Here is a 23,264-nt window from a genome sequence, read left to right on the forward strand (position 1 = left end):
GAATTGAAATCAGCCTGAATGGGCCGATATCGGGTGAAGGAAGGGCACATGGGAAGTCGGGAGCTATTGTCCAAGCGCTTGTCGAAGATGCTAACGGCCCGTCAGCAGCAGGCTGACCAGGGCATGGGCTTGGCTGCGCCTGGCGATGCAGACCCCCTGATGCAGGCCCCCATGCCACCGGAGTTGCCCAATCCGTTTGCGCTGGGGCAAAGCACCGAAGCCGCCAGCGAGGCCAGCAGTGTGAGCATCGGCAACCGCGCCCGCAGCATGGTCAACCGCGCGGAGTTCATTGCGCAAATCGAAAAAAAACTGTCCAGCCATGCAGCATCCACCAGCATCTCGCTCAAGCCCTATGGTCTTGAACGCAAGCCTGGCGAGCTGCCCGACACCTGGGAAGACCTGGATTCCGAGGTGGAGAGTAAAAAGCAAATCAAGCCGATTGTGGAATTGAAGCTGGGACAATTACCGGCCACCACGGTGCCAGTCAACCCCGCGCCGCAGCCGCTGCGTGGCTTGGCTGCTGACTTGCACGCCCTGGAAATCATCAAGCAGCGCGCCCGCACCCAGGCCAATGTACTGGCTGCCGCAGGCAAACCCAAGCGCGCGCCCCGAAAACCCAAGGCAACCGAGGTGGTTGCAAAGCCACCAGCACAGCCAGACCCCGTGGTGCCCAAGGCGCCGCCCGTGCGCAAAAAAGCAGTCGACGTGGCCCAAGCGCCTTTGGCGCAATTCATGGCCACACCCGCTCACCTGGAATTGCAATCGCGGGCGCAGCTTGACCTGGCCACATTCTTTCTCGATGAGTTTCAGGTGCAGGCATTTCGGTCCCGCGTGCTGGCCGAAAAGCAACAGCAAACCCAATTAAAGCCCTCGGTGTTTGACCCCAGTACTCAGGTGCTGGACTTTCAGGTGCAAGCCGGCACCGAGCTGGTGAGTCACACCCGCTCGGCCCTGTTCAATGAGCAGGAATTCGAAGACTGGGTGGAGTCGCTGGAGCGTGAATTTCCGCCGTTGTACCAGCAGGAAAAGCGCTTTGAGCCCACCGAAATTTCACGCCGCACCCGCGATGCCTTGAAAATGCTGCCCTTGTTGGGCCGCAATGTCACCGTGGGTTCCATGCTCAATTCCTGGAAGCTGATGGGGCAAATGGGCCGCAACCGGTCCCTGGTCATTCAACCCGATTTTGTTCGGCTCGACACCCAGGAAACCTTGGAGCATGAGTTGTTTCTCGGGCAGTCCGGTTTGCCAGCCCATCGCAATCACACCCTGTTCAAGCCCACCGAAAGCCAGGGTTACCTCAGCGCCACCGCCATTCACCTGTTTCGCCCACGCCAACTGGTTGCACCCCATGAAGATGCAGAACTCTTCATGAGCCGCATTCACCCGCTCACCAAACGGCACATTGCGCAAGAGCCGTTTTCAGCATGGTTTGAACGGGTCTTCACCACGAATTTGTCCCACGCCACATTGATTGAAAGCTGGGTGGGTGAAGTGGTGAGTCGTTATTCCATGATGCACAAAAAACTGTTGAAGCAAGCCCGTGTTGTGTCGCAGGAGCTGATCAAGGAATACGAAGGTGGCGACACTGGTTTGCGTCAGAACACCGCCTTCAACATGCGGTTTTACCAGTGCCATGGCTTTTTGCCTGCTGCATCGTTTTATGAGTTTTTGCAGTGCCCGGTGCGCCCCGGTGGAACCTGGGGTGCCAGCATTCCGCTGTGGCAGGCCTTGGGGCAGGGGCATGTGGTGGGCTGGAATGATGTCATTCTGGAAGAGCAGCCCATGGACCTGTTGCTGCTGCATTTCTTGGCGGTGTTTGCGCAAGGGCCGCGGCACCACGAGGGCTTGCTGGGCACGCTGGCCCTGCTGGATGTGTTGATGCGCTGTGGCGATTATTTCGACGCCCCACAGCAATTTGCCAGCAAGGCCGACCAACTGGCCATGGACCGCTCACTCGGTTCGCTCAAGGCTTATGAACAAGTGCTCAGCGATGAAGCCCTGAAGCACAACCCCAACCCCAGTCACAACCTGGGTTCCTATCGCGTGGCGTGGGACCGGCACACCAAGGCCACACCGGCCGACGGTGCCTATCTGTCTGCACACCAGGAAGTTCAATTGGTGGAATCATTCGCCGGATTGAAAAGCACACTGCAAAACGTGGGCGTGTGGCGGGACGACATTGCCCACCTGATTGAACTGAGTCAAATCAAACTGGCCAATGTGGAGGCTCTTCATGGTCGATAAAATTCGCGAAGCCATGGGCACGTATGCCGATGCGCTGAAACTGCGCGCCACGCGGCAGGAGGTGATTGCGGGCAACATGGCCAACGCCGACACACCCAATTACAAGTCGGTGGACTTTGATTTTTCTCAAGCCCTGCGCCAAGCCAAAACAGGGGGGAAATCCGGTTCCACCATCAACACCGCCGCCACACACCCCGCGCACCTGGTTAAAAAAGGCAAGGGCGTCAATGGCAGCGACTTGCTGCTGAAATTCCGTGAAGTGGAAAAGAAGTCCCTGGACAACAACACGGTGGACATGGACATTGAGCGCGCCGCGTTTTCAGAAAACACCGTGAAGTACGAGGCGGCAAGCCAGTCTTTGTCTGGCCTTGTTCGAACCATGCGCAGTGCCATCACGGGCAATTGATCCAATCGACAGCTGTTTGAACACAGTGAGGTGAACCATGTCTTTGTTTGATTCTTTCAAAGTGGCCGCATCGGCCATGCGCGCACAAAGCCAGCGCTTGAACGCCACTGCCAGTAACATGGCCAACGCTGGCACCGTATCAGCCACACAGGACGACACTTACAAAGCCAAGCGCGTGGTGTTTGAAGCGGTGCTGGAGAAAAAACGCGGCATGAACAAAGCCAACGCCGCGGTGCAGGTGCGCGCCAAGGAAGTGCTGAACGACAAGATTGATCCGAAAAAAATCTACAACCCACAGCACCAGTTGGCCGATGCCCAAGGTTATGTGTACATGCCCGACATCAACCCAGCCCAGGAAATGGTGGACATGGTGGAGGCATCGCGTTCATACCAAACCAATGCCGAAGTGATGAACACCACCAAGAACCTCATGATCAAGACCCTCAACCTGGGGAACAACTGAAATCGGTTTGAAATCACCGATTTCATTTCTCATCCCCTGCGCCCGATTTGCCATGATGGTATCAACCCACACAGGAGTTGGACATGGTTGCATCCGTTGATTCCACCGCAGCACGCTCGGCACAGAAGGCCAACAACACGGCCGGCTTGTTGGGCAAACCCGAAGATGTTGAAGCCATCCAGACCCGCTTTCTGGAATTGTTGGTGGCCCAGTTGCGCAACCAAGACCCACTGGCACCCATGGACAATGCGCAAGTCACCAGCCAGATGGCCCAGCTCAACACCGTGTCGGGCATTCAGAATTTGAACAAAACCATGGAAGGTCTCGGTGAAATCATCGCTGCGGGCCAGTTCTCGCAAGCGGTGGCCCTGGTGGACAAACTGGTGTTGGTGCAAGGCAATCGCCTGACCTATTCAGACCAGCCCACAGCGGGCCAGTTCCGGGCGGATGGCGCGTATGACCGTACCGTGGTCAGCATCAAAAATGGCGCCGGCCAAGTGGTGCGCAACCTCGACTTGGGCAGAACCGCCCGGGGCATGGGTGAATTCACCTGGGATGGCAAAGACGACAATGGGACCAAACTGCCCGCCGGCAACTACACCTTCGATGTGCAGGGTGTGAGCGGTGACAGCATGACCGCCCTGTCCACCTACAGCTATGACGTCATTCAAAGCGTTGACAACAACGGCGCATCCGGATTTTCCATTGGCACCGCCCGCGGCGGCTCGATCAAGATGAGTGACATTGTGAAGGTGTTCTGATGGACAAAGTGGGATTTTTGGCAGCCAATGCAGCCGCAGCGGCCATGTCACGGCAGGAAAACATCGCCAACAATTTGGCCAACGTGAACACCAGTGGCTTTCGGGCCCAGGTGGTGGCCTTGCGCAGCACGCCGCTGGTCGCCCTCACGCCCAGTGGTGAAGCGCGGCTGGACACCCGCACCTTCGCCACAGAAACAGTGACAGGTTACGACGCCCGACCGGGTGTGATGCAACAAACCGGACGGGACTTGGACATTGCAGTCAGCACACCAGGCTGGCTGGTGGTGCAGCGGGCCAATGGTGCAGAAGGCTATACCCGTGCCGGCTCCCTGGTGGTGAACAATGCAGGCGTCTTGGTAAACACCGATGGTCTGCCCGTGTTGGGCGAGGGCGGCGCGCTGGAAATTCCAGAAGGTGCACGGGTGCAAATCAGCGACACCGGCCTGGTGTCTGTTCGCAATGGCAACGGCAACAATGTGGCTTTGCAGGACATTGGTCAACTGCGATTGGTCAATCCGGAAGCCAATACACTGGAACGCGCGCCCGACGGTTACTTTCAGCCCAAGGCCGGTGCAGTGGCGCCTGAGCAGGCTCAAAACGTGCGCCTGAGGGCTGGTTATCTGGAAGGCAGCAACGTCAATCCGGCGGAGGCCATTGTTGAAATGATTGCAGCCCAGCGCACATTCGACGTCAGCATGAAAACCGTCAGCATGACCAAGGAAAGCGATCAAAAGGCCGACAGCCTTTTGCAGTTCAACTAAAGCGAATCAACCCGGCGAGGACTTGCCATGCTTCGATCCCTGTACATTGCCAAAACCGGCCTGGAGGCCCAGCAAACCCAGCTGGATGTGATTTCCAACAACCTGGCCAACACCTCCACCAACGGCTTCAAACGGTCCCGCGCGGTGTTTGAGGACTTGCTGTACCAGAACCTGCGTGAGCCGGGTGCACCCACCACCGACCAAACCAAGGCTCCCACCGGGCTGCAGGTGGGCACCGGTGTTCGCACCGTGGCTGCTGTGCGAAATTTCAGTCAAGGCAATTTGCAACAAACGGGCAACCCGCTGGATGTGGCCATCAATGGCGCCGGTTTTTTCCAGGTGGAGCAACCCGATGGCACCATCGCCTACACTCGCGACGGCAGCTTTCAGCTCAATGCAGAAGGGGTGTTGGTGACCACCGCTGGTTTTCCCGTGTCAGGCCCCATCACAGTGCCGCCGGAAACCGAGCAAATCACCATCGCGGCCGATGGGCAGGTGTCGGCTCGCCTGGCCGGCCAGGTTCAACTTCAGGAATTGGGCCGCCTCAACCTGGCCACCTTCATCAATCCGGCTGGTTTGAATTCCATCGGCGGTAACCTGTATTTGCAAACAGAAGCCTCTGGTGAACCTCAGGAACTGGAGCCCGGTGTCAATGGTGCAGGCCGCTTGCAACAGTTGTATGTCGAAACTTCCAACGTCAATGTGGTCGAAGAGTTGGTGGGCTTGATTTCCACGCAACGTGCTTACGAAATCAATTCCAAGGCTGTGACCGCATCGGACCAGATGCTGCAACGCCTGGGCCAACTGTAAGCCGCCGGAGCACCGACCATGCACGCGCTGTTACGCAAACCCTGGCACTGTTCACCGTGGCTGTTGCTGCTGCTCACCGCGTGTGCTGGATTTGAACCGCGTGTGGATTTTCCGCCCGAGGCCGGGGTTAGCACCATGGGTGCGCAGGGGCGAGCCGACCCCAAAGACTGGCAGGCCGAAAAAGCCCGCCAGCAGGCCTTGTTTGAAGACATGGCCGGCATGCGCATTCCACCCAAATCGGGCGCCATCTATTCCAGTTCAGGCTACCGGTCTTTGTATGAAGACAACAAAGCCAAATACGTTGGCGATGTGGTGGTGATCGATGTTCAGGAAAGCACCTCCGCCCTCCAGGCCAAAACAACCTCGGCCAAACGCAGCGATTCAGCCAGCGTGAACGTGCCCAGCATTGGGGGCTTTAACGGTCTGAACGGCAGTGCATCGGGCAGCAAGGATTTTTCCGGCGATGGCCGCACCTCGGCCACCAACGCATTGAATGGCACCATCACCACCCGAGTCATTGAGGTGTTGCCCAATGGTTACCTGCGCGTGGCGGGTGAAAAACAATTGGGCGTGAATCGTCAGGTTGAAACCCTTCGGTTTTATGGCGTGGTTGACCCCTTCACCTTGAAGCCTGGCAGCCGCGTGGTATCGACCAATGTGGCCGATGCACGCATTGAAGTGGTGGGCTCCGGCACCATCGACGATGTGCAGATGATGGGCTTTTTGTCCCGCGTGTTTCTCAGTGTTTTACCGTTTTAGTGGACCCCTGTCATGATGACCCTGCGCAACCGTTTGCTGTGTTTGACCGTCGCCGCCCTCTCGCTCTTGGTGCAAGGGGTTCAGGCCCAGCAACAGCGCGTGCGCATCAAAGACCTCACCAGCATCGCTGGCGTTCGTCCCAACCAGATTTTCGGATACGGCCTGGTGGTGGGTTTGGATGGCACGGGTGACCGAACCACGCAAACGCCCTTCACCTCTCAAAGCACCGCAACCATGCTGGCTCGCCAAGGCATTGCATTGCCCGACGGCGTTCGGCTGGAAACCCGCAACGTGGCCAGTGTCATGGTCACCGCCATCCTGCCCCCATTCATGGCACCTGGGCAAACCATTGATGTCACGGTCTCCAGCATCGGCAATGCTCGCTCCATCCGCGGTGGCACGTTGTTGATTACACCGTTGAAGGGCGTGGATGGCAATGTGTACGCCCTGGCACAAGGGCAGGTGGTGGTGGGCGGGGCTGGCGCTGAGGCCAACGGCAATTTGAAAAAAATCAATCAGCTCAGCAATGGCCGTATTCCCAATGGCGCCATTGTTGAGCAAGCGGTGGACAACAACGGCGATGACCCCAAAGTCATTCGGCTGGAATTGTTGCGCAGCGACTTTGGCGATGCCTACAGCATTTCCGAGAACATCAACGCCAAGTTTGGTGAATACACCGCCCAACCGATGGACGCCCGAACCATCTCCATCAAGGCACCGATTCGACCCAATGAGCGGGTGGCTTTTATTGCGTCCATTCAGGCCATGCCCATTGAACCGACTGGCCCTGCTGCCCGCGTGGTGGTCGATTCAAAGACAGGCGCAGTGGCCATGAACCAATCGGTGAAACTGTCGCCAGTGGTGGTGGCCCATGGCAGCCTCACGGTTGAAATTACCCAGACACCGCTCATCAGCCAGCCAGGCCCCTTCAGCAATGGTCAAACCATTGTTGCAAACCGAACCGACATCAACATCACGCGCACAGGTGGCCAGGTCATGAAGCTGGAAGCGGCGGATAACCTCAATGATTTGGTGACGAGTTTGAACAAAATGAACGCCACCGTGGATGACCTGATTTCCATCCTCCAGGCCATTGAACGTTCCGGCAGCATTCGCGCGGAAATTGAGGTGATTTGATGGCCAGCGGTGATGTGGGCAACAACACAGCGTACTGGGATTCACAGGGCCTGTCACAACTCAAGCGCCTGAGCACCGGAACGCCCGATCAGCAGCGCCAGGCCGCCAAGGCAGCCGCACAGGAATTTGAAGCGCTGTTGTTGTCGGAGTTGCTGAAAGCCGCCAAAGCCGGCGAGGGCACTGAAGACGGCTTGTTCTCGTCCGATGCGATGAAGAGTTACCAGGGCATGTTCAATCAGCAAATTGCCCACAGTTTGGCGGGCAAGGGCCTGGGGTTTGCGCAGCAAATCGAGCAGATGATTCTACAGTTCAGTGCCCCGAAAACCGTAGATCCACCTGATTCGCAATAACACTGGAACACAGCGCATGAGCATATTATCGGTGGGTTTGTCAGGTTTGCTCACGTCGCGGGATGCGCTCTCGGTGACGTCCAGCAACGTGGCCAACGCCAACAACCCGGCCTACAAGCGGCAAGTCTTGAAACAGGCTTCAGGCCTGAGTCAGTTCTTGCTGGGCGGTTATGTGGGTCAGGGTGTGCAAAGCACTGGGGTTGACCGGGTGACCAACCAGTTCCTGTACAACCAGATTTTGAAAACAGGTTCCGAGTCACAATATGCATCGACGTTGAAAGGTCAGTTGTCGCGTGTGGATGAAATTTTTGCCGATGGCAACAACGCCTTGGCCGATGCCATGACGGCATTCACCAATGCCGCGCAGGACCTAAGCCTGCGACCTGCGGACAATCCCTCCCGTCAACAGTTCCTGTCCAGCACACAGTTTCTGGTCGAGCAGTTCAACAGCGTCAGTGGCCGGTTTGATGCCGTCCGGCGAGACAACACCGAACAGATTCAATTCACGGTCAACCAGATCAACGATCTCACCGGCAATATTGCAGACCTCAACAAGTCGATTGCGAAGTCATACCTGACGGGTGACGGGAAAGGGGTTCCGCTGAACCTGCTGGATCAGCGGGAGGATTTGATTTTGCAACTGTCCGAGAAAGTCGATGTTCAGGTGATTGAAGGCGAGCGTGGGGAATTGAATATCCTGATGCGCCAGGGTCAACCGCTGGTTACATTCGACAAAGCATATTCATTGCTGGCCCTGTCTGATGCCAGCGACCCCGAAACCACCGTGATTGCGCGCGACCCTGAAACCGGTGGCGCCCCCATTCGCTTTGCCAACAAAAACCTCGGCCGTGGCGAACTGTCTGCTTTGCTGGAGTTTCGGGATACGGCGATCAATCAGTATCAAAACACCCTGGGTTTGATGGCATTGAGCATTCATGATCAGGTCAATGCCATCCAGGCCGGTGGCGTTGAGCTGGTGGATGATCCAGGCCCGCCCGCTGCCAATGTGCCCGGCAAGCCGCTGCTCTCGTTTGCGAAAAACACCAGCGACCCCCTGGACAATGGCTTTTCGCGGGTGGTGGCCAATGCATTCAACAGCGATGCCAACACACGCCTGGCGGTGGGCACAGTCAACACCAGCACGTTGCAGTCCAACGAGTACGAGGTGTTCGTCTTGAACAATGCGGGCACACCCGAGGTGCGCTATCGCCCCTTGGGGTCCAAGTCGGCCGGTCAGGTTGCCACTGACCTGGGGGGCGGCAACTACCAAGTGCCCGATGCATTCACATTCTCGATCTCGGGCGGCGCATTTGTGCCGGGCGACAGTTTTCAGGTGAAGCTGACAGCCAAGGCTGCACTGAATCTCCGACTGGAAAACCTGGGCACCGACCAGGTGGCCACCCGTGCACCCGGTGCCTCGGTGGGCGACAACACGCAGGTGTTGAAAATGACCCGCGTGCTCGACCAGGCCACCCTGTTCCAGCGTGCAGGCAGCAGCGGCATTTCCGTGCGCGACACATTCAGCCGCCTGCTCACCACCGTGGGCAACGATGTGCGCGTGGCTGACAACTCCGCCAAGACCAGCCTGGGGGTGTTGGAATCCCTGAATGCCGAGCAATCTGCACAGTCTGGCGTCAACCTGGATGAAGAGGCTGCCAAGCTGATTCAGTATCAGCAGGCCTACAGTGCCAACGCCAAAATCATCAGCTTGTCCAAAGAGCTGTTCGACGACCTTCTGACCGCTGTCCGCTAAGCACTGGAGCCATGATGCGTGTATCGTCACTTCAATATTTCCAATGCAATGTGGGCAAGCTGACCGATGTGCAAGCCCAGTTGGTTGAACTACAGCAGCAAATTGCCTCCGGGGTGTCGGTGGACCGTCCATCGGACGACCCAACCCGACTGTTCCAGGGCATTCAGGCGCAGCGGGGCATCGACCGCGCAGCTCAATACAACCGCAACATTGTGTTTGCACGCACACAGCTCGAGCAAATCGAAACCGGGCTCTCCCGCGCTTCAGACAACCTGGTGGATGTCAAAGAGCGCATGATTCAAGCGGCCAACGGCACCTTGAGCGCGGCCGATAAAAAAACCATCGCCATCACCGTGCAATCCCTGCGTGACGATCTGCTGCAAACCTTCAATCAGAAGGACCTATCAGGCCGGTATTTGTTTTCAGGAAAGTCCGAGGATCAGCAAACGTTTGCAGTTCAAAGCCCAGGCCCGACCTTTCCGGTGTACCAGGGTGAGGTGGCTGCCAGTGCGGGCAGTGCTGGTTTAACCGTGGAAGTGGGCAACGGCATTTTTGTCAATTTGGGCCTGACCGCCCGCGAGGCCGTGGTGTTGTCAGACGCCGATGCGCTGACTGCCACACCCGAGGTCAATGTGTTTTCGCTGCTGGACGACGCCATCAACTTGTTGAACAACAACGCCAGTGCCGCGCAATTGGCCCCAGTGGCCAGCCAGCTGGATGCGGTATTCGACAAGGTTCAGAATTCCCGAACCGCGGTTGGGATTCGACTGGCCACATTGGATGCGAATGAGGCCATCAATTCATCAGACCAGTCCACCTACGCCCAAATGAAAAAAGACGCTGTCGACACCGATGTGGCTGATGCCATTTCCAAATTGGTGCAAGGGCAGTCGCAGGCGCAGGCTTTTCAGTTGTCCTATTCCAACATCGCCAAGCTGTCGCTCTTTAATTTCATTGCATAAAAAAACGGGCTCACACTGTGAGCCCGTCAATCATTCCCTGCAAGTTCTCATGCTTGCTCATTCCCAAAGTCATTAAATGCGCACCGACTCCCGGGCCTGTGCCAAGCGAAGGCTCGCTTTCTTTTCCTGCCGAACAGCGCAAACCGTGCAAGGAGTCTGAATACCATCCATCCGGCTACCAATGCTGTTGCAGTAGTTGCACTGCGCCAGTTGCCAGTCGTTGTGCAGGTAGTAACTCATGACAGCGACCAAATCAATGAGGCGAATTTTTTTCTTGGTGACCAGGTCTTGATTCTTGAAGCTGTCCCACACTCGCAGGGTTGCCATCAGCATGAGGCGCTGGTGTTGCGCCAGTGGGCTCTCCGGTTGAATTTGCTGCCGATAGCAGGCTTCCAGTTTGACGATCTGTTTACACAGCACAGTGTAAATCAACGCCAAGTCCCGGTTGTTCCGCATCGGGTTTTGGCAGTATGTACCGCCAGAACCTTTTCGGTTCGGGTTCTTGAACTTGTTGATGTACTGCTGAATTTCTTTGTTGTCCCGCCCGTTCAAGAATGTGTGAACAGCCTGACGTACTTCCACCTGGCGCAAATCGTGGCTGAACAGCCGATCAATAATCCACTGGTCGGTTACCTTTTGGCAGAAGAAGTGATTGGCAACGCTGGCGAATTCCTGCATGGGTCGTTTCCTTCAATCAAACAACAAGCCAACAGGCACCAGGCCTGTTTTGCCCAGCACTTGCAAATGTGCCGCTGTGAAACGTGGCTTTGTGCATGTGGCTGCTGATTTGGCCAGCTTGAGCACACTGGCGGCGTCGAGTCGTGCAATTTGTTCCACCACCGACTGCGAACAATTGAACCGGTAGTTTGTGGTGGTGCTAAAGGTCGACCAGCTTTGGATTTCCTGCAGCACCCACTTGATGAATGCGCGGGATGGGGTGGCGGCCACCTCCAGCATCAGTGAATTGGCTGTGAACAAACTGCCCAGCACCGACACCTTGCGCTCGGCCTGTTCGGCCAGCAGATCTGTCAATTCAGTGGCTGACACTTCCAGTGAAAACAAGGTGGTGGTGCGGCCGTTGAGCAAGTCCTGTATGCCGGGCTCATCGGCTTGTGCAAGGCCAGCCAGCAGGTCTGCATCCATGTGCAACGTTTCGGCCAGTTCGTCGACCTGCTTATTCCATTGCAAATGTTGGATCAGTTGGATGTAGGCTGCGTTCAGCTCATACACCCGTTGGCTTTCTCTGCAACTTGTGGAAGTGATGCTCATGGGCACACGCTCTTCTTGGAATATGTTTCAGGTCGATTGGCAACCTGTACAAATCAAGAATAGAGCACCTGCTCAAAACTTAAAATCCGCACTATTACAGGCATTTAGTGATTTATTTTGCGACGCTTTCTAATGTTTGAAGTGTCAAATTGTGTCAAATGTAGACACATTGTTAAAAATGGTGGTTTTGACATCGACCGGTTTCGAATGGTGAAAGACCGTTTCGCCGCTTACGGCTTTGTAAGTTGTTGTCAGAATGAACAAATCTCAAGCCCCCTAAAAGATGGGGGATTTAAGGGGTGTCGGTAAATCACCGATGGTATGTTTTAAGAAATTTGCGGCTCATCACATGAGCCGCTGGGCTTTGAGGAACCGCTTGCGCCAATAGCTTTCATCCAGGTCGCTCAGCATGACACCGCGTCGAGTGGACACATGCAAAAAGCGGTTGTTGCCGATGTACACCGCCACATGCTTCAGGGTGGGGCCCGTGCGGAAAAACAGCAGGTCACCAGTGCGCAGATTTGATTTGTCGACCGTGGTGCCCAGTTGCATTTGCTCGCGCGAACTTCGGGGCAGCTCTATCCCGAAATGTTTCTCGTACAGCTTCTGGATGAAACTGGAGCAGTCCACACCGGCATGGCTGGTTCCGCCCAATTTGTGCCGTGTGCCGCGCCATTCGTCGTAATGCTCAAGGATGGCTTCTTCCACGTTTGGATTGCCATCATTGGCCATGGCTTTGCTCGGCAACAGCCCGTAGGTCACCAGCAGCAGCGCAGCGCAGCTCCATGCGTGCACCCATTTTCTCAACCCCACCTGTCTTGGCATTTCTGCTCTTCTCCCGTCGGTTGATCACCCCAAACTGCACGTGATGGAGCAAAACTTAACACGCCATATCGGGATCAACAATTCGTAACTTTTCCACCTGTGTCACAATCTTTTCATCACCAACCCATGCTTCATTCATGCCAACAGTTCATGCATCACTTTCACTTCTAACGCCACTGGATTGGTTTTCTTTGGTGTTTTTTCTCGTGTGTTTTCGTGGTTACGGTTACCTGCTGGAGGGCTCCAAACGGTTTGGTCGAAAAGGCTTAAGCCGCACCACGCACGAATATCGCCAGGCCTGGGCTGCAGAGTTGATCAAACGGACCAACCGGGTCGGTGATACAGCCCTCATTGGCAACCTGGTCAACAGCGTGACCTTTTACGCCAACACCACCATCTACATCATTGCGGGTTTGTTTGCGTTGCTGGGTACGCTGGATCAACTGGTCAACATCGCATCCGATTTGCCCTTTAGTCGCGACGTGCCGCGTGGGTTGATGGAAATCAAGGTGCTGTTGGTGTTGACCGTGTTTGTGGTGGCTTACTTCAAATTCACCTGGAGCTTGCGGCAGTTCAACTTGCTCACCATCCTGGTGGGCGCAACACCGGAAAATGCCAAGGACGATCCCGACATTGATGCGCATGTGGAGCGCATGGCGCGAATCAACAGCCTGGCGGGCGATGATTTCAACCGCGGCTTGCGCAGTTATTATTTTGGCATTGCCTCCGTGACCTGGATGATCAACCCAGTGATGTTGATTGCATTCAGCAGCTTGGTGGTGCTGATTCTGGTTCACCGGGACTTTTACTCTGAAGCCCTGAAAATCATGTCCAAGTAAGCCGGGCACGGTCACGGTGGTGCCGCTTCATGGGGTCGTCCGCTGGGTCGGCTGTGGCCGCCACAAGCGGGGGCAGACCCCAATGCTTGCCCAGGCTGTAAAGCGCCGCTGAATACCGCTGTGCTGCGGTGGGCCATTCCCCCCGCAAATGTTCGACGTGCTGCAGGGCCTCGTCAAACGTCAGTGCGACCGGCGGCTGTGTGCCGTCTTGCCCAGGCAGGCTGGCCAGCAGTTCTTGTTGTTTGCCCAGTTCCAGAAGGTGTGCTTCGATTTGCGCATCGGGTTTCAACCGCACGGTGCTGTAGTCGTCATTGAATTCCAGCAGGGCGTGCAGGTCCACATCATCTCCAAATTCGGTTTGCAGCAGACGTTGTACCGTGTCGCCTTTCAGGGCGCTGCTGGGGATGCCTGTGTGCAGCTCACTGCCCAGCGCGGTGGTCAAGATGGCCACCAACTGTTCACTCAGGCAACGCGCCACCGCCTGTGGCGTGACAGTGCGTTGGAGCAATGCACGCGCCATGTTGCCGGCCTGTTGGCAGAACGCCGCAGAGGCATGTCGGTCTTGGTGAACAGGAAGCCCCCATTCAGCCGCCAGGTGGTTTTTCAGGGTTTGAACATCGTGAATTTCGAGTTGTTTGGCAAGGCTGGCGCTTCGGTGAATGCTGCCTTCATGTCGAACCAAAGCAAGCAGCTGTTGCTCAAGCAGTTGATGAACAGCTTGCTGCCACCGCATCTTCAAACCGGCCGCGCTGCCTTTGAGCATTCGTGTGCTTTCCAGGATGTTCAGGCATTCCCCTTCCTTGCAAACGCCCAGCCCCTGTGCCAAGTTGAGCAGCGCGCTGGTTTTGTGGTGCTGGCCCAGGTCTGGATTGCCCAGTGCCTCAACAAATTCGCCCAAGGCATTCTGTGCAGTGGCTTCAATGGGCGATGGCGGGTGTTCACCACCCCGGCGCGCATGCCGTTGCCCATACCGACGGAGCGCTTCCAGGCAGTCGGATCGGGCTTTTCCCATGGGCAAGTGTCGATCTGCATAGTCCACCATGGCCGCCAGGTGGGTTTGCAGTGTTGGGTGAGGCCCCGGTGCCACGGTCGGCGGTGGGTTGTTGACTGGCCCCCTGGCTTTTGGCAGGGGGGTGTGGCCAATGTGGGGAAGGGAAGACATGCATACACCCGCAGCGTTTGAAATGGACGATCTGGTCGAATATTGTTAAACACATCATCCATTTGGGTGGTGATTTGAAAGCCAGCGGTTCCATTCTCAAGCCGGGTTTTTCAATGCCCCCCACACCATGGCAAACAGGCTCTCGAACTGTTCCAGCAGCGGGTTGGGTTCCCGCCGCAAAAAATGCATTTGCACCACACGGCCAAAAATGCCCATGAACACATCCAGCAGTACTTTGCTGGACACCTGGTTGTTCAGCACCCCGCGGTGCTGTCCATCCTTGAGCAGCCCCAGAAAAGCCGCCATCAGCTGGGGGCTTTCATACACAGGCAGGTCCCGGTAGCGGTGCGCCGGAATCGACTGTGTCATCATCACGATCACCTTGGGGTGTCGGTCAAAATAATCCAGCATCACCCACAAGGTTTTTCGCAATCGCTCTCGGATGTCCTCAATGCCTTCCAGGTGATCAATCATTCGGTCGGCCAGGCGGCTTAACGCGCTGTCCAGCACGTAGGCCACCAGTTGTTCTTTGCTGCCGAAATATTTGTAAATGGTTTGTAGCGACACATTGGCCATGCGCGCCACGTCAATCAATGCCACCGAGTTGAAATCAGCCGATGTAAACAACTCCAGAACCGATTTTTCAATCCGCTCCAGCGTGGCTTTTCGCATGGTTGATGGATGGGCGGTCGCGCCGTCGTCGCGTGTGGACATGGTCTCTGGCGTGGAATGGTTCATGGCCAGAAGTGTAACCCGTGTGAGGCAGAACGGAGCCGCGCGTTGATCAACGGGTGTTGCTGCACCTAGCATCAGGTGATGAACTTTTTGATGCACTGGACCCCATTGTGAGAACCACCGTAAACCTGGACGACACGTTGTTGAGCAAAGCCGAGGAACTCACCGGCACCACCGAGCGTACCGAGTTGCTGCGCGAGGCACTTCGTGCACTCATTCAACGTGAGAGCGCCCGTCGCCTGGCCCTGCTGGGGGGCACGCAGCCCGGCCTTCAAGCGGTACCCCGCCGGCAGATGCAGCCATGAAGGTGTTGGTGGATACCTCGGTGTGGGTGGGGCACCTTATTCACCGTGAGCCGCAGTTGGTCCGCTTGCTCAACGAGGGGTGTGTGTTGATGCACCCCTGTGTCTTGGGCGAGTTGGCCTTAACCAACCTTCTTCAGCGCGATGAGGTCCTCAAACTGCTCAGTGACCTGGAGTCCGTGGTGCAGGCCTCGCCCGAGGAAGTGTGGCGCCTAATCACCCTGCGCGGGCTGCATGGCCAGGGATTGAGCTATGTGGATGTGCATTTGCTGGCATCGGTGTTGCTAAGCCCGGGTGCCACCCTGTGGACCCGGGATTGGCAATTGTTGCGCGTGTGCAAGAACCTCGGTGTGCATGCACCCATTCAGGACCGCTTTTTCATGCACGATACCCAAGCCGATTATGGTGCTGCCGGCTCGGACACCTGAACCCGCAGCCAGCAGGCCATGCTCACTTGGGTAACCCGCGCCGCTGGGCCTTGTAGATGCTGCTGTGGCCTGAAAACAGATAGCTCATGACGCAGGCCAGGCCTGCATACACGCCCATGCCGCTGCCAAACAGTTCCATCGCCATGATGGTGCAGGCAATCGGGGTGTTGGATGCCCCGGCAAACAGCGCCACGAAGCCAACACCAGCCATGAGCGCAAACGGCATGTGCAGCAACGGGGCCAATGCGTTGCCCAGGGTGGCGCCGAGGAAAAACAGTGGCGTTACTTCACCGCCTTTGAAGCCACTGCCCAGCGAGAGCACGGTCAGCGACAGCTTGCCGATGAAGTCGGTGATGGCCAGCGGGTGTTCGAAACTTTCCAGAATGACCGGAATGCCCAAGCCCTGATAGCGGTCCAGCGGGAAGCTCCAGAACAACGCAGCCAGCAGACAGCCACCCAGGAATGGCCGCAGTGGCGCGTAGGCAACGCGCTGTTTCATGAAGCCTGCCAATGCATGGGTGGTTTCGGCAAACAGTTTGCCGCCCAACCCAAATGCAGCACCGGCCAGCGCCACCGCGCACAAGCCCCACAGGCTGATGGCCGGAATGCTGGCCACCACATAATGGGTGTGCTCCACGCCCCACAGCAGGCAAACCTCGTGGGCGACCACAGCGGCCACCGTGCAGGGCAGCAGGGCGTCGTACTTCAACTTGCCGGTGGTGAGCACTTCCAGTCCCCAAATGGCGCCTGCCACGGGCGTGCCAAACACGGAGGCAAAGCCCGCACTCACGCCACTCATGAGCAAAATTCGGCGGTCTTCGGGTTTCAGGCGAAACAGGTGCGTGAGTTGGTCGGCCAGTGCCCCACCCATTTGCACGGCCGTGCCCTCGCGGCCCACTGAGGCGCCAAACAGGTGTGAAATCAGTGTGCCCCCCAGCACCAGTGGAGCCATGCGCAGCGGAATGGTTTTTTTGGGGTCGTGGATCTCATCGATCAGCAGGTTGTTGCCAGCCTCCACCTGCTGTCCAAACCGCAAATACACCCAGCCCACCACCAGGCCAGCCAACGGCAGCCCCAGCACCAGTTGGGGGTGGGTGGTCCGGGTCTGGCCAACCCAATCCAGTGCGATCAGAAACCATGCAGACGCAGAGCCTGCCAGCACGGCCACGAGGCTCGCCAGGGCGATCCAGCGGGCCGTATTGGCGGTGCGTTCCAGGTGGTCGGACAGTCGTGGGTGGATTGGCATAGGCGCCAGTGTATACCGAAGTCTCGGGGCAACCCGCTGGGGGTTGGTCTTCAAAATGGGTAATGCATATTACCAAATTCCTAGAGTCGATACTCTAAAGTAACTTGGTGGGTTGATTGTGCGTTTGCACATCGACATTCTGGACTGTGAAGAACTCACTTCCAAATCGGTAATGGCGATTACCGAAATGCAATCCAACAGGAGTCAAAGCATGCCATCTGCACTGATTTTCGATGCAGTACGAACACCCCGAGGAAAGGGAAAGAAAGACGGAAGCCTGCACGGGGCAACGCCCGTGTGGTTGTTGAACAATTTGCTGACCGCCCTGCGCGACCGCAACCAGCTGGACACCAGCCTGGTGGACGACGTGGTGCTGGGTTGTGTAACCCCCGTGGGCGAGCAGGGTGCCGATGTGGCCCGCACTGCGGTGCTGGACGCCGGCTGGGCCGAAACCGTGGCGGGTGTTACCCAGAGCCGCTTTTGCGCATCGGGCCTGGAATCGGTGAACCTGGCAGCTGCCAAAGTGGGCAGTGGCATGGAAGACCTGGTGGTGGCTGGCGGCGTTGAAAGCATGAGCCGTTGGGCCATGGGCAGTGACGGGGGTGCCTGGTTCATGGACCCTCGCATCAACAACAAACTGGGCTTTGTGCCCCAGGGTATTTCGGCCGACCTGATCGCAACACTGGAAGGTTTTTCCCGTGCTGATGTGGATGCGTACGCGGTGGAAAGCCAGCGACGCGCAGCCAAGGCCCAAGCCGAGGGCCGTTTCAACAAAAGCCGCGTGGCCGTGCGCGACATCAATGGCATGGTGATGTTGGACCATGATGAATTTATTCGTGGCAATGCCACCGTGGAAAGCCTGGCCACCTTGCAGCCGTCGTTTGCCATGATGGGCCAAATGGGTTTTGATGCCACAGCCCTGCGCAAATACACCACCGTTGAAAACATCAACCACGTGCACCATGCCGGCAACAGCTCCGGGATTGTGGACGGCGCTGCGCTGGTGCTGGTGGGCTCCGAGTCGGCTGGCAAAGCCGCCGGGCTCAAGCCGCGAGCCCGCATTCGTGCAGCCGCAGTGATTGGTTCTGAACCCACCATCATGCTGACTGGTCCAACACCCGCATGCCAGAAAGCGCTGCGCAAGGCGGGTCTGAAGGCTTCCGACATCGATCTGTGGGAAATCAACGAGGCGTTTGCCGTGGTACCCATGCAGACTGCCCGTAACCTGGGTGTCAGCTTGGACCGCGTGAACGTCAACGGTGGTTCGATTGCCATGGGCCACCCACTGGGTGCCACCGGCGCCATCATTCTGGGCACGTTGCTCGATGAACTGGAGCGGCAGGACAAAACCCTGGGCTGCGCCACGCTGTGCGTGGGCGGCGGCATGGGCATTGCCACCATCATCGAACGCATTTAAGGCCGAAGGAGAACACACATGAGTGCAGTGAAATTTGAACTCGGCCAGGACGGCATTGCAGTGGTCACACTGGACATGCCCGGCCGTTCCATGAACGTATTGAATGAAGAATTGATGGGCCCTTTCGCCGAGGTGCTCAGCAAGATTGAAACCGACGCCGCCGTGAAGGGCGTGGTGCTGACATCGGGCAAGCCTGAATTTCTGGCAGGTGCTGACCTGGACAAGGTGTATGCCATCACCAAAGCGGAAGAGGCGTTTGAACTGGCCGAGGCGTTTAAAACCCTGCTGCGCCGCATGGAAAGATGCGAGAAGCCGATTGTGTGCGCCTTGAACGGCACCGCGCTGGGCGGCGGTTTGGAACTGGCGTTGGCCTGTAACCACCGCATTGCACTGAACAACCCCAAAGCCAAGTTTGGTTTGCCCGAAGTGAAACTGGGCCTGTTGCCAGGCGGTGGCGGTACACAGCGTTTGCCCCGCATCATCGGTATTCAGGGTGCATTGGAAATGATGACCCAGGGTTCAGAGCTGCGCGTTGAGCAGGCCGTGAAGAAGGGCATCATCAATGACACCGCCGATACCATCGACGACATGATCGCCAAGGCGCGCGCCTGGTGTGTGGCCAACCCCAAGGTGCAACAGCCCTGGGATCAAAAGGGTTTCAAGTTCCCTGGTGGTGATTCCAAGCACCCCGCCATTGCGCAAGTGTGGGCGATTGGTCCATCCATGGCCAACCAAAAAGCCTACGGCAACTACCCAGCCATTCAGCACATCATGAGCTGCGTGTTTGAAGGTGGTTTGACGGACATCGACACCGGCCTGAAAACCGAAAGCCGTTTCTTCGCTGCTTGCGTGTTGTCGCAGGAAAGCAAGAACATGATGAACACCCTGTGGTACCAGCTCAATGCCATCAAAAAAGGCCAAAGCCGACCACAAGGCCCTGCGAAAAACACCGTGAAAAAAATCGGTGTGTTGGGCGCAGGCATGATGGGTGCCGGCATTGCGTATGTGTCGGCCAAGGTGGGCATTGAAGTGGTGTTGATTGACGCCACACAAGAGTCTGCAGAGAAGGGCAAGGCCTATTCCACCAACCTGCTGGACAAGGCGATTGCCAAGCGCAAGAGCACCCCAGAGAAAAAAGAAAAGCTGCTCGCCCTCATCACCCCCACCACCGACTACAGCTTGCTGGAAGGTGCTGACCTGGTGATTGAAGCCGTGTTTGAAGACCGCGGTGTGAAAGCCGACGTGACAGCCAAAGCCGAAGCGGTGATTCCAGCATCGGCGGTGTTTGCATCCAACACATCGACCTTGCCCATCACTGGTTTGGCGGAAGCCTCCAAGCGCCCCAACCAGTTTATTGGTCTGCACTTCTTCAGCCCGGTGGACAAAATGCCATTGGTTGAAATCATCTGCGGCAAGCAAACCGACGACAACACCCTGGCCAAGGGCTTCGACTATGTTCAGCAAATCGGCAAAACACCGATTGTGGTGAACGACAGTCGCGGCTTCTTCACCAGCCGTGTGTTTGGTACCTACCTGATGGAAGGTGCTGCCATGGTGGCCGAAGGCGTGCACCCCCGCAGCATCGAAATGGCGGGGTTGGAGTCGGGCATGCCCATGCCACCGTTGGCCATTCACGATGAGGTGAGCTTGTCGCTGTCCATCCTGATTGAAAACCAAACCCGCAAAGACATGGAAGCCGCAGGCCAGAAGTTCCCCGAGCACCCTGGTTCGAAAGTGATGCGCACCATTGCAGAAAAGCATGGCCGCATTGGCAAGAAGGCCGGCAAGGGCTATTACGACTACACCGCCACGGGCAAAACCCTGTGGCCTGGTTTGGCCGATGAATTCCCTTTGGCGAAAGAGCAACCGTCCAGCCAGGAAATTCAGGACCGTTTGATGTACATCCAGGCCAACGAAGCCGCCAAGTGCTTACAAGAAAAAGTACTGCGCACCGTGGCCGACGGCAACATCGGTTCAATCTTCGGGTTGGGATTTGCACCGTTCACTGGCGGGATGTTGCAGTTCATCAATGCCAAAGGTTTGCGGCAGTTTGTGAACCGTTGCGAAGAACTGGCCGCCAAGTACGGTGAGCGCTTCAAGCCGGCCAGCATGTTGGTCGAGCTGGCCGCGCAGGGCAAAACCCTGCAGGACTAAGCCCTTCGCTACGTGGGTGCACACCTCGGTGTAGAGGTGTACACCCACACAAACGGCCACCGTGCATGCACAGTGGCCGCACCCCAAAAACAAAAGACAAACAGGAGCAGTACCATGGTCTTTAAAGCAGTCATGAACGGCTTGATCAAAGCCAAAGCCATGCCCCAAATTTCAGCCACCGAGCGCCAGGCCCTGGAGGCCGGCACGGTGTGGATTGACGGCCAGGTGTTTTCTGGCAAGCCAGACTTTGCCAAAATGTTTGCCGAGCCTTACAGCAAGCTGAACGCCCGCGAGCGCGCTTTTGTAGACGGCCCTGTGCAAGAGTTGTGCACCTTGTTCGATCCGCACGAGGTGGCCACCACCCGCGTGATCCCGCCAGCGGCCATCGACTTTCTGGCCAAGAAAGGTTTCTATTCCTTCCTGATTCCGCAGGCCTACGGTGGTTTGGAATTTTCGGCCAATGCCATCTCCACCATCATGGCCATGCTCACCAGCTACAGCCCGCTGTTGTCCACGTTGGTGGTCATCCCCAACAGCCTGGGCGCTGCCGAGCTGATTAAGCATTACGGCACCCAAGGCCAAAAAGACCATTACTTGCCCAAGCTCGCCACGGGTGAATACCTGCCTTGCTTCGGTTTGACGGAGCCCACCGCTGGGTCCGACGCAGCCTCCATTCTGGCCCGGGGTGTGGCGTTCAAGAATGCAGAAGGCAAGGTGCAAATCAAACTGAATTTCCGCAAGCGCTACATCACGCTGGCCCCGGTGGCCAACCTGATTTCGCTCGCTTTCAAACTGCACGACCCGCAAAACCTGCTGGGCAAAGGTGAAGACGCGGGTATCACCGTGGCACTGGTTCACCGAGGCACACCGGGCCTTGAAATGGGCAAGCACCACCAGCCGATTGGCGATGCTTTCTACAACGGCCCGATTGTGGGCAACGATGTGGTGATTGATGCCGATGAAATCATCGGCGGCAAGGAATGCGCAGGCCAGGGCTGGCGCATGCTGATGGAACAGCTGGCCGGTGGCCGTGCTGTGTCGCTGCCGGCTGGTGCGGTGGGTGGTGTGCGTGCCGCAGCGGCTGCCGCTGGTGCCTATGCCAAAGTGCGTCAACAGTTTGGTATGCCGATTGCTGAAATGGAAGGTGTACAGGAAAAGTTGGCTGAAATTGCAGCGATGGCTTATCTGGCTGAAGGCTCCCGCATTTATGCCCTGAGCGCGCTGGACAATGGTGAGCAGCCACCCGTGGTGTCGGCCGTGTGGAAGGCTTACCTCACGGAGCTTTCCCGTGAGCAGGCCAAAAACGCCATGGATGTGATGGCGGGTGCCGGCGTGATGCAAGGCCCCAACAACATCATTGGTCGCGGCTACTGCTCGGCACCGGTGGCCATCACGGTGGAAGGGGCCAACATCATGACCCGCAGCCTGATCACCTTTGGCCAAGGCGCGGTGCGTTGCCACCCCTATGCGTTCAAAATTGCCAACGCGCTGGAAGCCAACGACCTGCCCACTTTCAGCAGCGCGCTGAAAGGCTGGATTGGCCACATGGTGACCAACACGCTGCGGCTGATCGGCATGACCGCCACACGTGGGGCGCTTGCCAGTGTTCCCCAGATTGACGGCGTTACGCCTTACCTGAAGAAACTGGCCTGGGCCTCCACCCGCTATGCCTACCTCACTGACATGGCGCTCATCAACGTGGGTGGGAAACTGAAAGCCCGCCAACAGCTCACCGGCCACTTTGCCGATGCGCTGGCTTGGCAGCTCATGGCCATCTCCACCATTCGCCGCTACATCGCAGAAGGTGAGATCAAAGAAGATCTGCCCCTGGTGCAGTATGCGGTCGAGTATTCCCTGGAAAAAGTGCAGCGTGCGTTTGAAGCCATTTATGCCAACTTCGGCAACAACCTGCTGGGCAAGTGGATGCGCACCGTGGGCTACTTCGGTCTGCGCATGAGCCCGCTGGTGGGCGCAAGCCGCGACCGCCTGGTGCCAGTGGTGGCCAAAACCATCACCAAGACCGATGCGCAGTCTGCCCGTATTCTGGGTGACCTGGCCATGCCCAAGATCGACTTGGCCGAGTTGGACAGCGATGAGGTGTTGGCTCGTACCAAAGGTGTGAAGCGCTTGATGGCGGCTTTCCAGGCTGTGCAGGCAGCCGACGTCGTGCAGATGAAAATTCTGCAGGCACGCCGCGCCAAGCTGATCGACAAAGGCAGCGTGCAGGACATGGCCGCCGCCGCGTTGGCCAAGGGCATTATTACCGCCGCCGACAAAGTGCTGCTGGACCGCGCCAACCGCTTGAGCCTGGAAGCCATCATGGTGGATGAGTTCACGCCGGCCGAGTTCTTCGGTAAAGAAGGCGTGACTTATGCGCCTGGCTTTGAGTGTGCCAATGTACCCAACGTTGGGCACGGTGTTGCACACGACGCACCGGTTGAAAAGCTGCGCGTGGTGGCTTGATGCCTGATGAGGTTGGGC

23 protein-coding genes are annotated in these 23,264 nt (G+C 57.3%); 17 read left to right on the forward strand and 6 right to left on the reverse strand.

Translation table 11 applies throughout. The annotated features are described in order from the left end of the window. The first annotated feature begins 48 nt into the window (after nt 1–48). The 11 genes from NQT62_RS13930 (at nt 49) to flgL (ending at nt 10,406) form a co-directional block, all read left to right on the forward strand. The gene (locus NQT62_RS13930) at nt 49–2,244 is read left to right on the forward strand and encodes a hypothetical protein (protein ID WP_256765343.1); all 2,196 of its coding nucleotides are present in this window, start codon (nt 49–51) and stop codon (nt 2,242–2,244) included. Beyond that, on the forward strand, nt 2,234–2,650 hold the full coding sequence (gene flgB, locus NQT62_RS13935; RefSeq protein WP_256765344.1) for a flagellar basal body rod protein FlgB: 417 nt from the start codon (nt 2,234–2,236) through the stop codon (nt 2,648–2,650). The genes NQT62_RS13930 and flgB overlap by 11 nt, the downstream gene beginning before the upstream one ends. A gap of 37 nt (nt 2,651–2,687) precedes the next feature. Further along, nucleotides 2,688–3,113, forward strand: coding sequence for a flagellar basal body rod protein FlgC (flgC, locus tag NQT62_RS13940; RefSeq protein WP_256765345.1), 426 nt, complete (start codon nt 2,688–2,690; stop codon nt 3,111–3,113). A gap of 83 nt (nt 3,114–3,196) precedes the next feature. After that, nucleotides 3,197–3,874 carry a flagellar hook assembly protein FlgD gene (locus NQT62_RS13945; protein ID WP_256765346.1) on the forward strand — a complete coding sequence of 226 codons (678 nt, stop codon included), beginning with the start codon at nt 3,197–3,199 and terminating at the stop codon, nt 3,872–3,874. Next, entirely contained in the window at nt 3,874–4,635 is a 762-nt protein-coding gene (locus NQT62_RS13950; RefSeq protein ID WP_256765347.1) for a flagellar basal body rod protein FlgF, read from the forward strand. Before NQT62_RS13945 ends, NQT62_RS13950 begins: the two co-directional genes overlap by 1 nt. Before the next feature lie 27 nt (nt 4,636–4,662). Further along, the gene (gene flgG / locus NQT62_RS13955) at nt 4,663–5,445 is read left to right on the forward strand and encodes a flagellar basal-body rod protein FlgG (RefSeq protein ID WP_256765348.1); all 783 of its coding nucleotides are present in this window, start codon (nt 4,663–4,665) and stop codon (nt 5,443–5,445) included. A gap of 18 nt (nt 5,446–5,463) precedes the next feature. Beyond that, nucleotides 5,464–6,204, forward strand: coding sequence for a flagellar basal body L-ring protein FlgH (locus NQT62_RS13960; RefSeq protein ID WP_256765349.1), 741 nt, complete (start codon nt 5,464–5,466; stop codon nt 6,202–6,204). A gap of 12 nt (nt 6,205–6,216) precedes the next feature. Further along, nucleotides 6,217–7,341 (forward strand): flagellar basal body P-ring protein FlgI, encoded by a 1,125-nt coding sequence (locus tag NQT62_RS13965; protein ID WP_256765350.1) that lies wholly within the window; start codon nt 6,217–6,219, stop codon nt 7,339–7,341. After that, nucleotides 7,341–7,691, forward strand: a complete 351-nt coding sequence (locus NQT62_RS13970; protein ID WP_256765351.1) for a rod-binding protein — start codon at nt 7,341–7,343, stop codon at nt 7,689–7,691. Before NQT62_RS13965 ends, NQT62_RS13970 begins: the two co-directional genes overlap by 1 nt. Nucleotides 7,692–7,707: 16 nt before the next feature. Further along, on the forward strand, nt 7,708–9,444 hold the full coding sequence (gene flgK / locus NQT62_RS13975; protein WP_256765352.1) for a flagellar hook-associated protein FlgK: 1,737 nt from the start codon (nt 7,708–7,710) through the stop codon (nt 9,442–9,444). Between the two features lie 11 nt (nt 9,445–9,455). After that, on the forward strand, nt 9,456–10,406 hold the full coding sequence (flgL, locus tag NQT62_RS13980) for a flagellar hook-associated protein FlgL (protein ID WP_256765353.1): 951 nt from the start codon (nt 9,456–9,458) through the stop codon (nt 10,404–10,406). A gap of 72 nt (nt 10,407–10,478) precedes the next feature. On the opposite strand, the gene NQT62_RS13985 is transcribed toward flgL, so the two are convergent. The 3 genes from NQT62_RS13985 to NQT62_RS13995 all read right to left on the reverse strand — a co-directional run bounded on the left by NQT62_RS13985 (nt 10,479) and on the right by NQT62_RS13995 (nt 12,470). Continuing rightward, nucleotides 10,479–11,084 (reverse strand): hypothetical protein, encoded by a 606-nt coding sequence (locus NQT62_RS13985; RefSeq protein WP_256765354.1) that lies wholly within the window; start codon nt 11,082–11,084, stop codon nt 10,479–10,481. A gap of 12 nt (nt 11,085–11,096) precedes the next feature. Continuing rightward, entirely contained in the window at nt 11,097–11,675 is a 579-nt protein-coding gene (locus NQT62_RS13990) for a hypothetical protein (protein WP_256765355.1), read from the reverse strand. 345 nt (nt 11,676–12,020) lie between these two features. Further along, on the reverse strand, nt 12,021–12,470 hold the full coding sequence (locus NQT62_RS13995) for an NlpC/P60 family protein (RefSeq protein ID WP_256765356.1): 450 nt from the start codon (nt 12,468–12,470) through the stop codon (nt 12,021–12,023). 167 nt (nt 12,471–12,637) lie between these two features. Between NQT62_RS13995 and NQT62_RS14000 the strand changes: the two genes are divergently transcribed. Beyond that, complete coding sequence (locus NQT62_RS14000; protein WP_256765357.1) at nt 12,638–13,339, forward strand: DUF599 domain-containing protein; 702 nt, start codon at nt 12,638–12,640, stop codon at nt 13,337–13,339. On the opposite strand, the gene NQT62_RS14005 is transcribed toward NQT62_RS14000, so the two are convergent. Together NQT62_RS14005 and NQT62_RS14010 are read right to left on the reverse strand one after the other, a co-directional pair. Then, on the reverse strand, nt 13,326–14,501 hold the full coding sequence (locus tag NQT62_RS14005) for a hypothetical protein (RefSeq protein WP_256765358.1): 1,176 nt from the start codon (nt 14,499–14,501) through the stop codon (nt 13,326–13,328). The two genes, NQT62_RS14000 and NQT62_RS14005, sit on opposite strands and share 14 nt — an antisense overlap. 96 nt (nt 14,502–14,597) lie before the next feature. Then, on the reverse strand, nt 14,598–15,239 hold the full coding sequence (locus NQT62_RS14010) for a TetR/AcrR family transcriptional regulator (RefSeq protein ID WP_256765359.1): 642 nt from the start codon (nt 15,237–15,239) through the stop codon (nt 14,598–14,600). A 107-nt stretch (nt 15,240–15,346) separates the two neighbouring features. Between NQT62_RS14010 and NQT62_RS14015 the strand changes: the two genes are divergently transcribed. Further along, nucleotides 15,347–15,541, forward strand: coding sequence for a type II toxin-antitoxin system VapB family antitoxin (locus tag NQT62_RS14015; protein WP_256765360.1), 195 nt, complete (start codon nt 15,347–15,349; stop codon nt 15,539–15,541). After that, complete coding sequence (locus NQT62_RS14020; RefSeq protein ID WP_256765361.1) at nt 15,538–15,966, forward strand: type II toxin-antitoxin system VapC family toxin; 429 nt, start codon at nt 15,538–15,540, stop codon at nt 15,964–15,966. Before NQT62_RS14015 ends, NQT62_RS14020 begins: the two co-directional genes overlap by 4 nt. 22 nt (nt 15,967–15,988) lie before the next feature. Here the strand turns inward: NQT62_RS14020 and NQT62_RS14025 are convergent, their stop codons facing one another. Continuing rightward, entirely contained in the window at nt 15,989–17,212 is a 1,224-nt protein-coding gene (locus NQT62_RS14025; protein WP_256765362.1) for a voltage-gated chloride channel family protein, read from the reverse strand. Nucleotides 17,213–17,423: 211 nt separating this feature from the next. Here NQT62_RS14025 and NQT62_RS14030 point away from each other — a divergent pair, with 211 nt between their 5' ends. The 3 genes from NQT62_RS14030 to NQT62_RS14040 all read left to right on the forward strand — a co-directional run bounded on the left by NQT62_RS14030 (nt 17,424) and on the right by NQT62_RS14040 (nt 23,246). Continuing rightward, nucleotides 17,424–18,629: an acetyl-CoA C-acetyltransferase gene (locus tag NQT62_RS14030; protein WP_256765363.1), complete on the forward strand. Its 1,206-nt coding sequence runs from the start codon at nt 17,424–17,426 to the stop codon at nt 18,627–18,629. A gap of 18 nt (nt 18,630–18,647) precedes the next feature. Then, a complete protein-coding gene (locus NQT62_RS14035) occupies nt 18,648–20,783 on the forward strand; it encodes a 3-hydroxyacyl-CoA dehydrogenase NAD-binding domain-containing protein (protein WP_256765364.1) in 2,136 nt (711 codons plus the stop codon). Nucleotides 20,784–20,897: 114 nt separating this feature from the next. After that, nucleotides 20,898–23,246, forward strand: coding sequence for an acyl-CoA dehydrogenase (locus NQT62_RS14040; protein WP_256765365.1), 2,349 nt, complete (start codon nt 20,898–20,900; stop codon nt 23,244–23,246). Nucleotides 23,247–23,264: the final 18 nt, after the last annotated feature.

The organism is Limnobacter humi, assembly GCF_024518835.1.
GTDB lineage: Bacteria > Pseudomonadota > Gammaproteobacteria > Burkholderiales > Burkholderiaceae_B > Limnobacter > Limnobacter humi.

Coding starts and splice junctions, on each gene's coding strand:
- NQT62_RS13950 (WP_256765347.1), top strand. CDS start 3,874: ATGGACAAAGTGGGATTTTTGGCAGCCAATGCAGCCGCAGCGGCCATG.
- NQT62_RS14030 (WP_256765363.1), top strand. CDS start 17,424: ATGCCATCTGCACTGATTTTCGATGCAGTACGAACACCCCGAGGAAAG.
- NQT62_RS14020 (WP_256765361.1), top strand. CDS start 15,538: ATGAAGGTGTTGGTGGATACCTCGGTGTGGGTGGGGCACCTTATTCAC.
- NQT62_RS13930 (WP_256765343.1), top strand. CDS start 49: ATGGGAAGTCGGGAGCTATTGTCCAAGCGCTTGTCGAAGATGCTAACG.
- NQT62_RS13960 (WP_256765349.1), top strand. CDS start 5,464: ATGCACGCGCTGTTACGCAAACCCTGGCACTGTTCACCGTGGCTGTTG.
- NQT62_RS14010 (WP_256765359.1), bottom strand. CDS start 15,239: ATGAACCATTCCACGCCAGAGACCATGTCCACACGCGACGACGGCGCG.
- NQT62_RS13985 (WP_256765354.1), bottom strand. CDS start 11,084: ATGCAGGAATTCGCCAGCGTTGCCAATCACTTCTTCTGCCAAAAGGTA.
- NQT62_RS14025 (WP_256765362.1), bottom strand. CDS start 17,212: ATGCCAATCCACCCACGACTGTCCGACCACCTGGAACGCACCGCCAAT.
- NQT62_RS13990 (WP_256765355.1), bottom strand. CDS start 11,675: ATGAGCATCACTTCCACAAGTTGCAGAGAAAGCCAACGGGTGTATGAG.
- flgK (WP_256765352.1), top strand. CDS start 7,708: ATGAGCATATTATCGGTGGGTTTGTCAGGTTTGCTCACGTCGCGGGAT.
- NQT62_RS13970 (WP_256765351.1), top strand. CDS start 7,341: ATGGCCAGCGGTGATGTGGGCAACAACACAGCGTACTGGGATTCACAG.
- flgL (WP_256765353.1), top strand. CDS start 9,456: ATGATGCGTGTATCGTCACTTCAATATTTCCAATGCAATGTGGGCAAG.
- flgB (WP_256765344.1), top strand. CDS start 2,234: ATGGTCGATAAAATTCGCGAAGCCATGGGCACGTATGCCGATGCGCTG.
- NQT62_RS13945 (WP_256765346.1), top strand. CDS start 3,197: ATGGTTGCATCCGTTGATTCCACCGCAGCACGCTCGGCACAGAAGGCC.
- flgC (WP_256765345.1), top strand. CDS start 2,688: ATGTCTTTGTTTGATTCTTTCAAAGTGGCCGCATCGGCCATGCGCGCA.
- flgG (WP_256765348.1), top strand. CDS start 4,663: ATGCTTCGATCCCTGTACATTGCCAAAACCGGCCTGGAGGCCCAGCAA.
- NQT62_RS14035 (WP_256765364.1), top strand. CDS start 18,648: ATGAGTGCAGTGAAATTTGAACTCGGCCAGGACGGCATTGCAGTGGTC.
- NQT62_RS14040 (WP_256765365.1), top strand. CDS start 20,898: ATGGTCTTTAAAGCAGTCATGAACGGCTTGATCAAAGCCAAAGCCATG.
- NQT62_RS13965 (WP_256765350.1), top strand. CDS start 6,217: ATGATGACCCTGCGCAACCGTTTGCTGTGTTTGACCGTCGCCGCCCTC.
- NQT62_RS14000 (WP_256765357.1), top strand. CDS start 12,638: ATGCCAACAGTTCATGCATCACTTTCACTTCTAACGCCACTGGATTGG.
- NQT62_RS14005 (WP_256765358.1), bottom strand. CDS start 14,501: ATGTCTTCCCTTCCCCACATTGGCCACACCCCCCTGCCAAAAGCCAGG.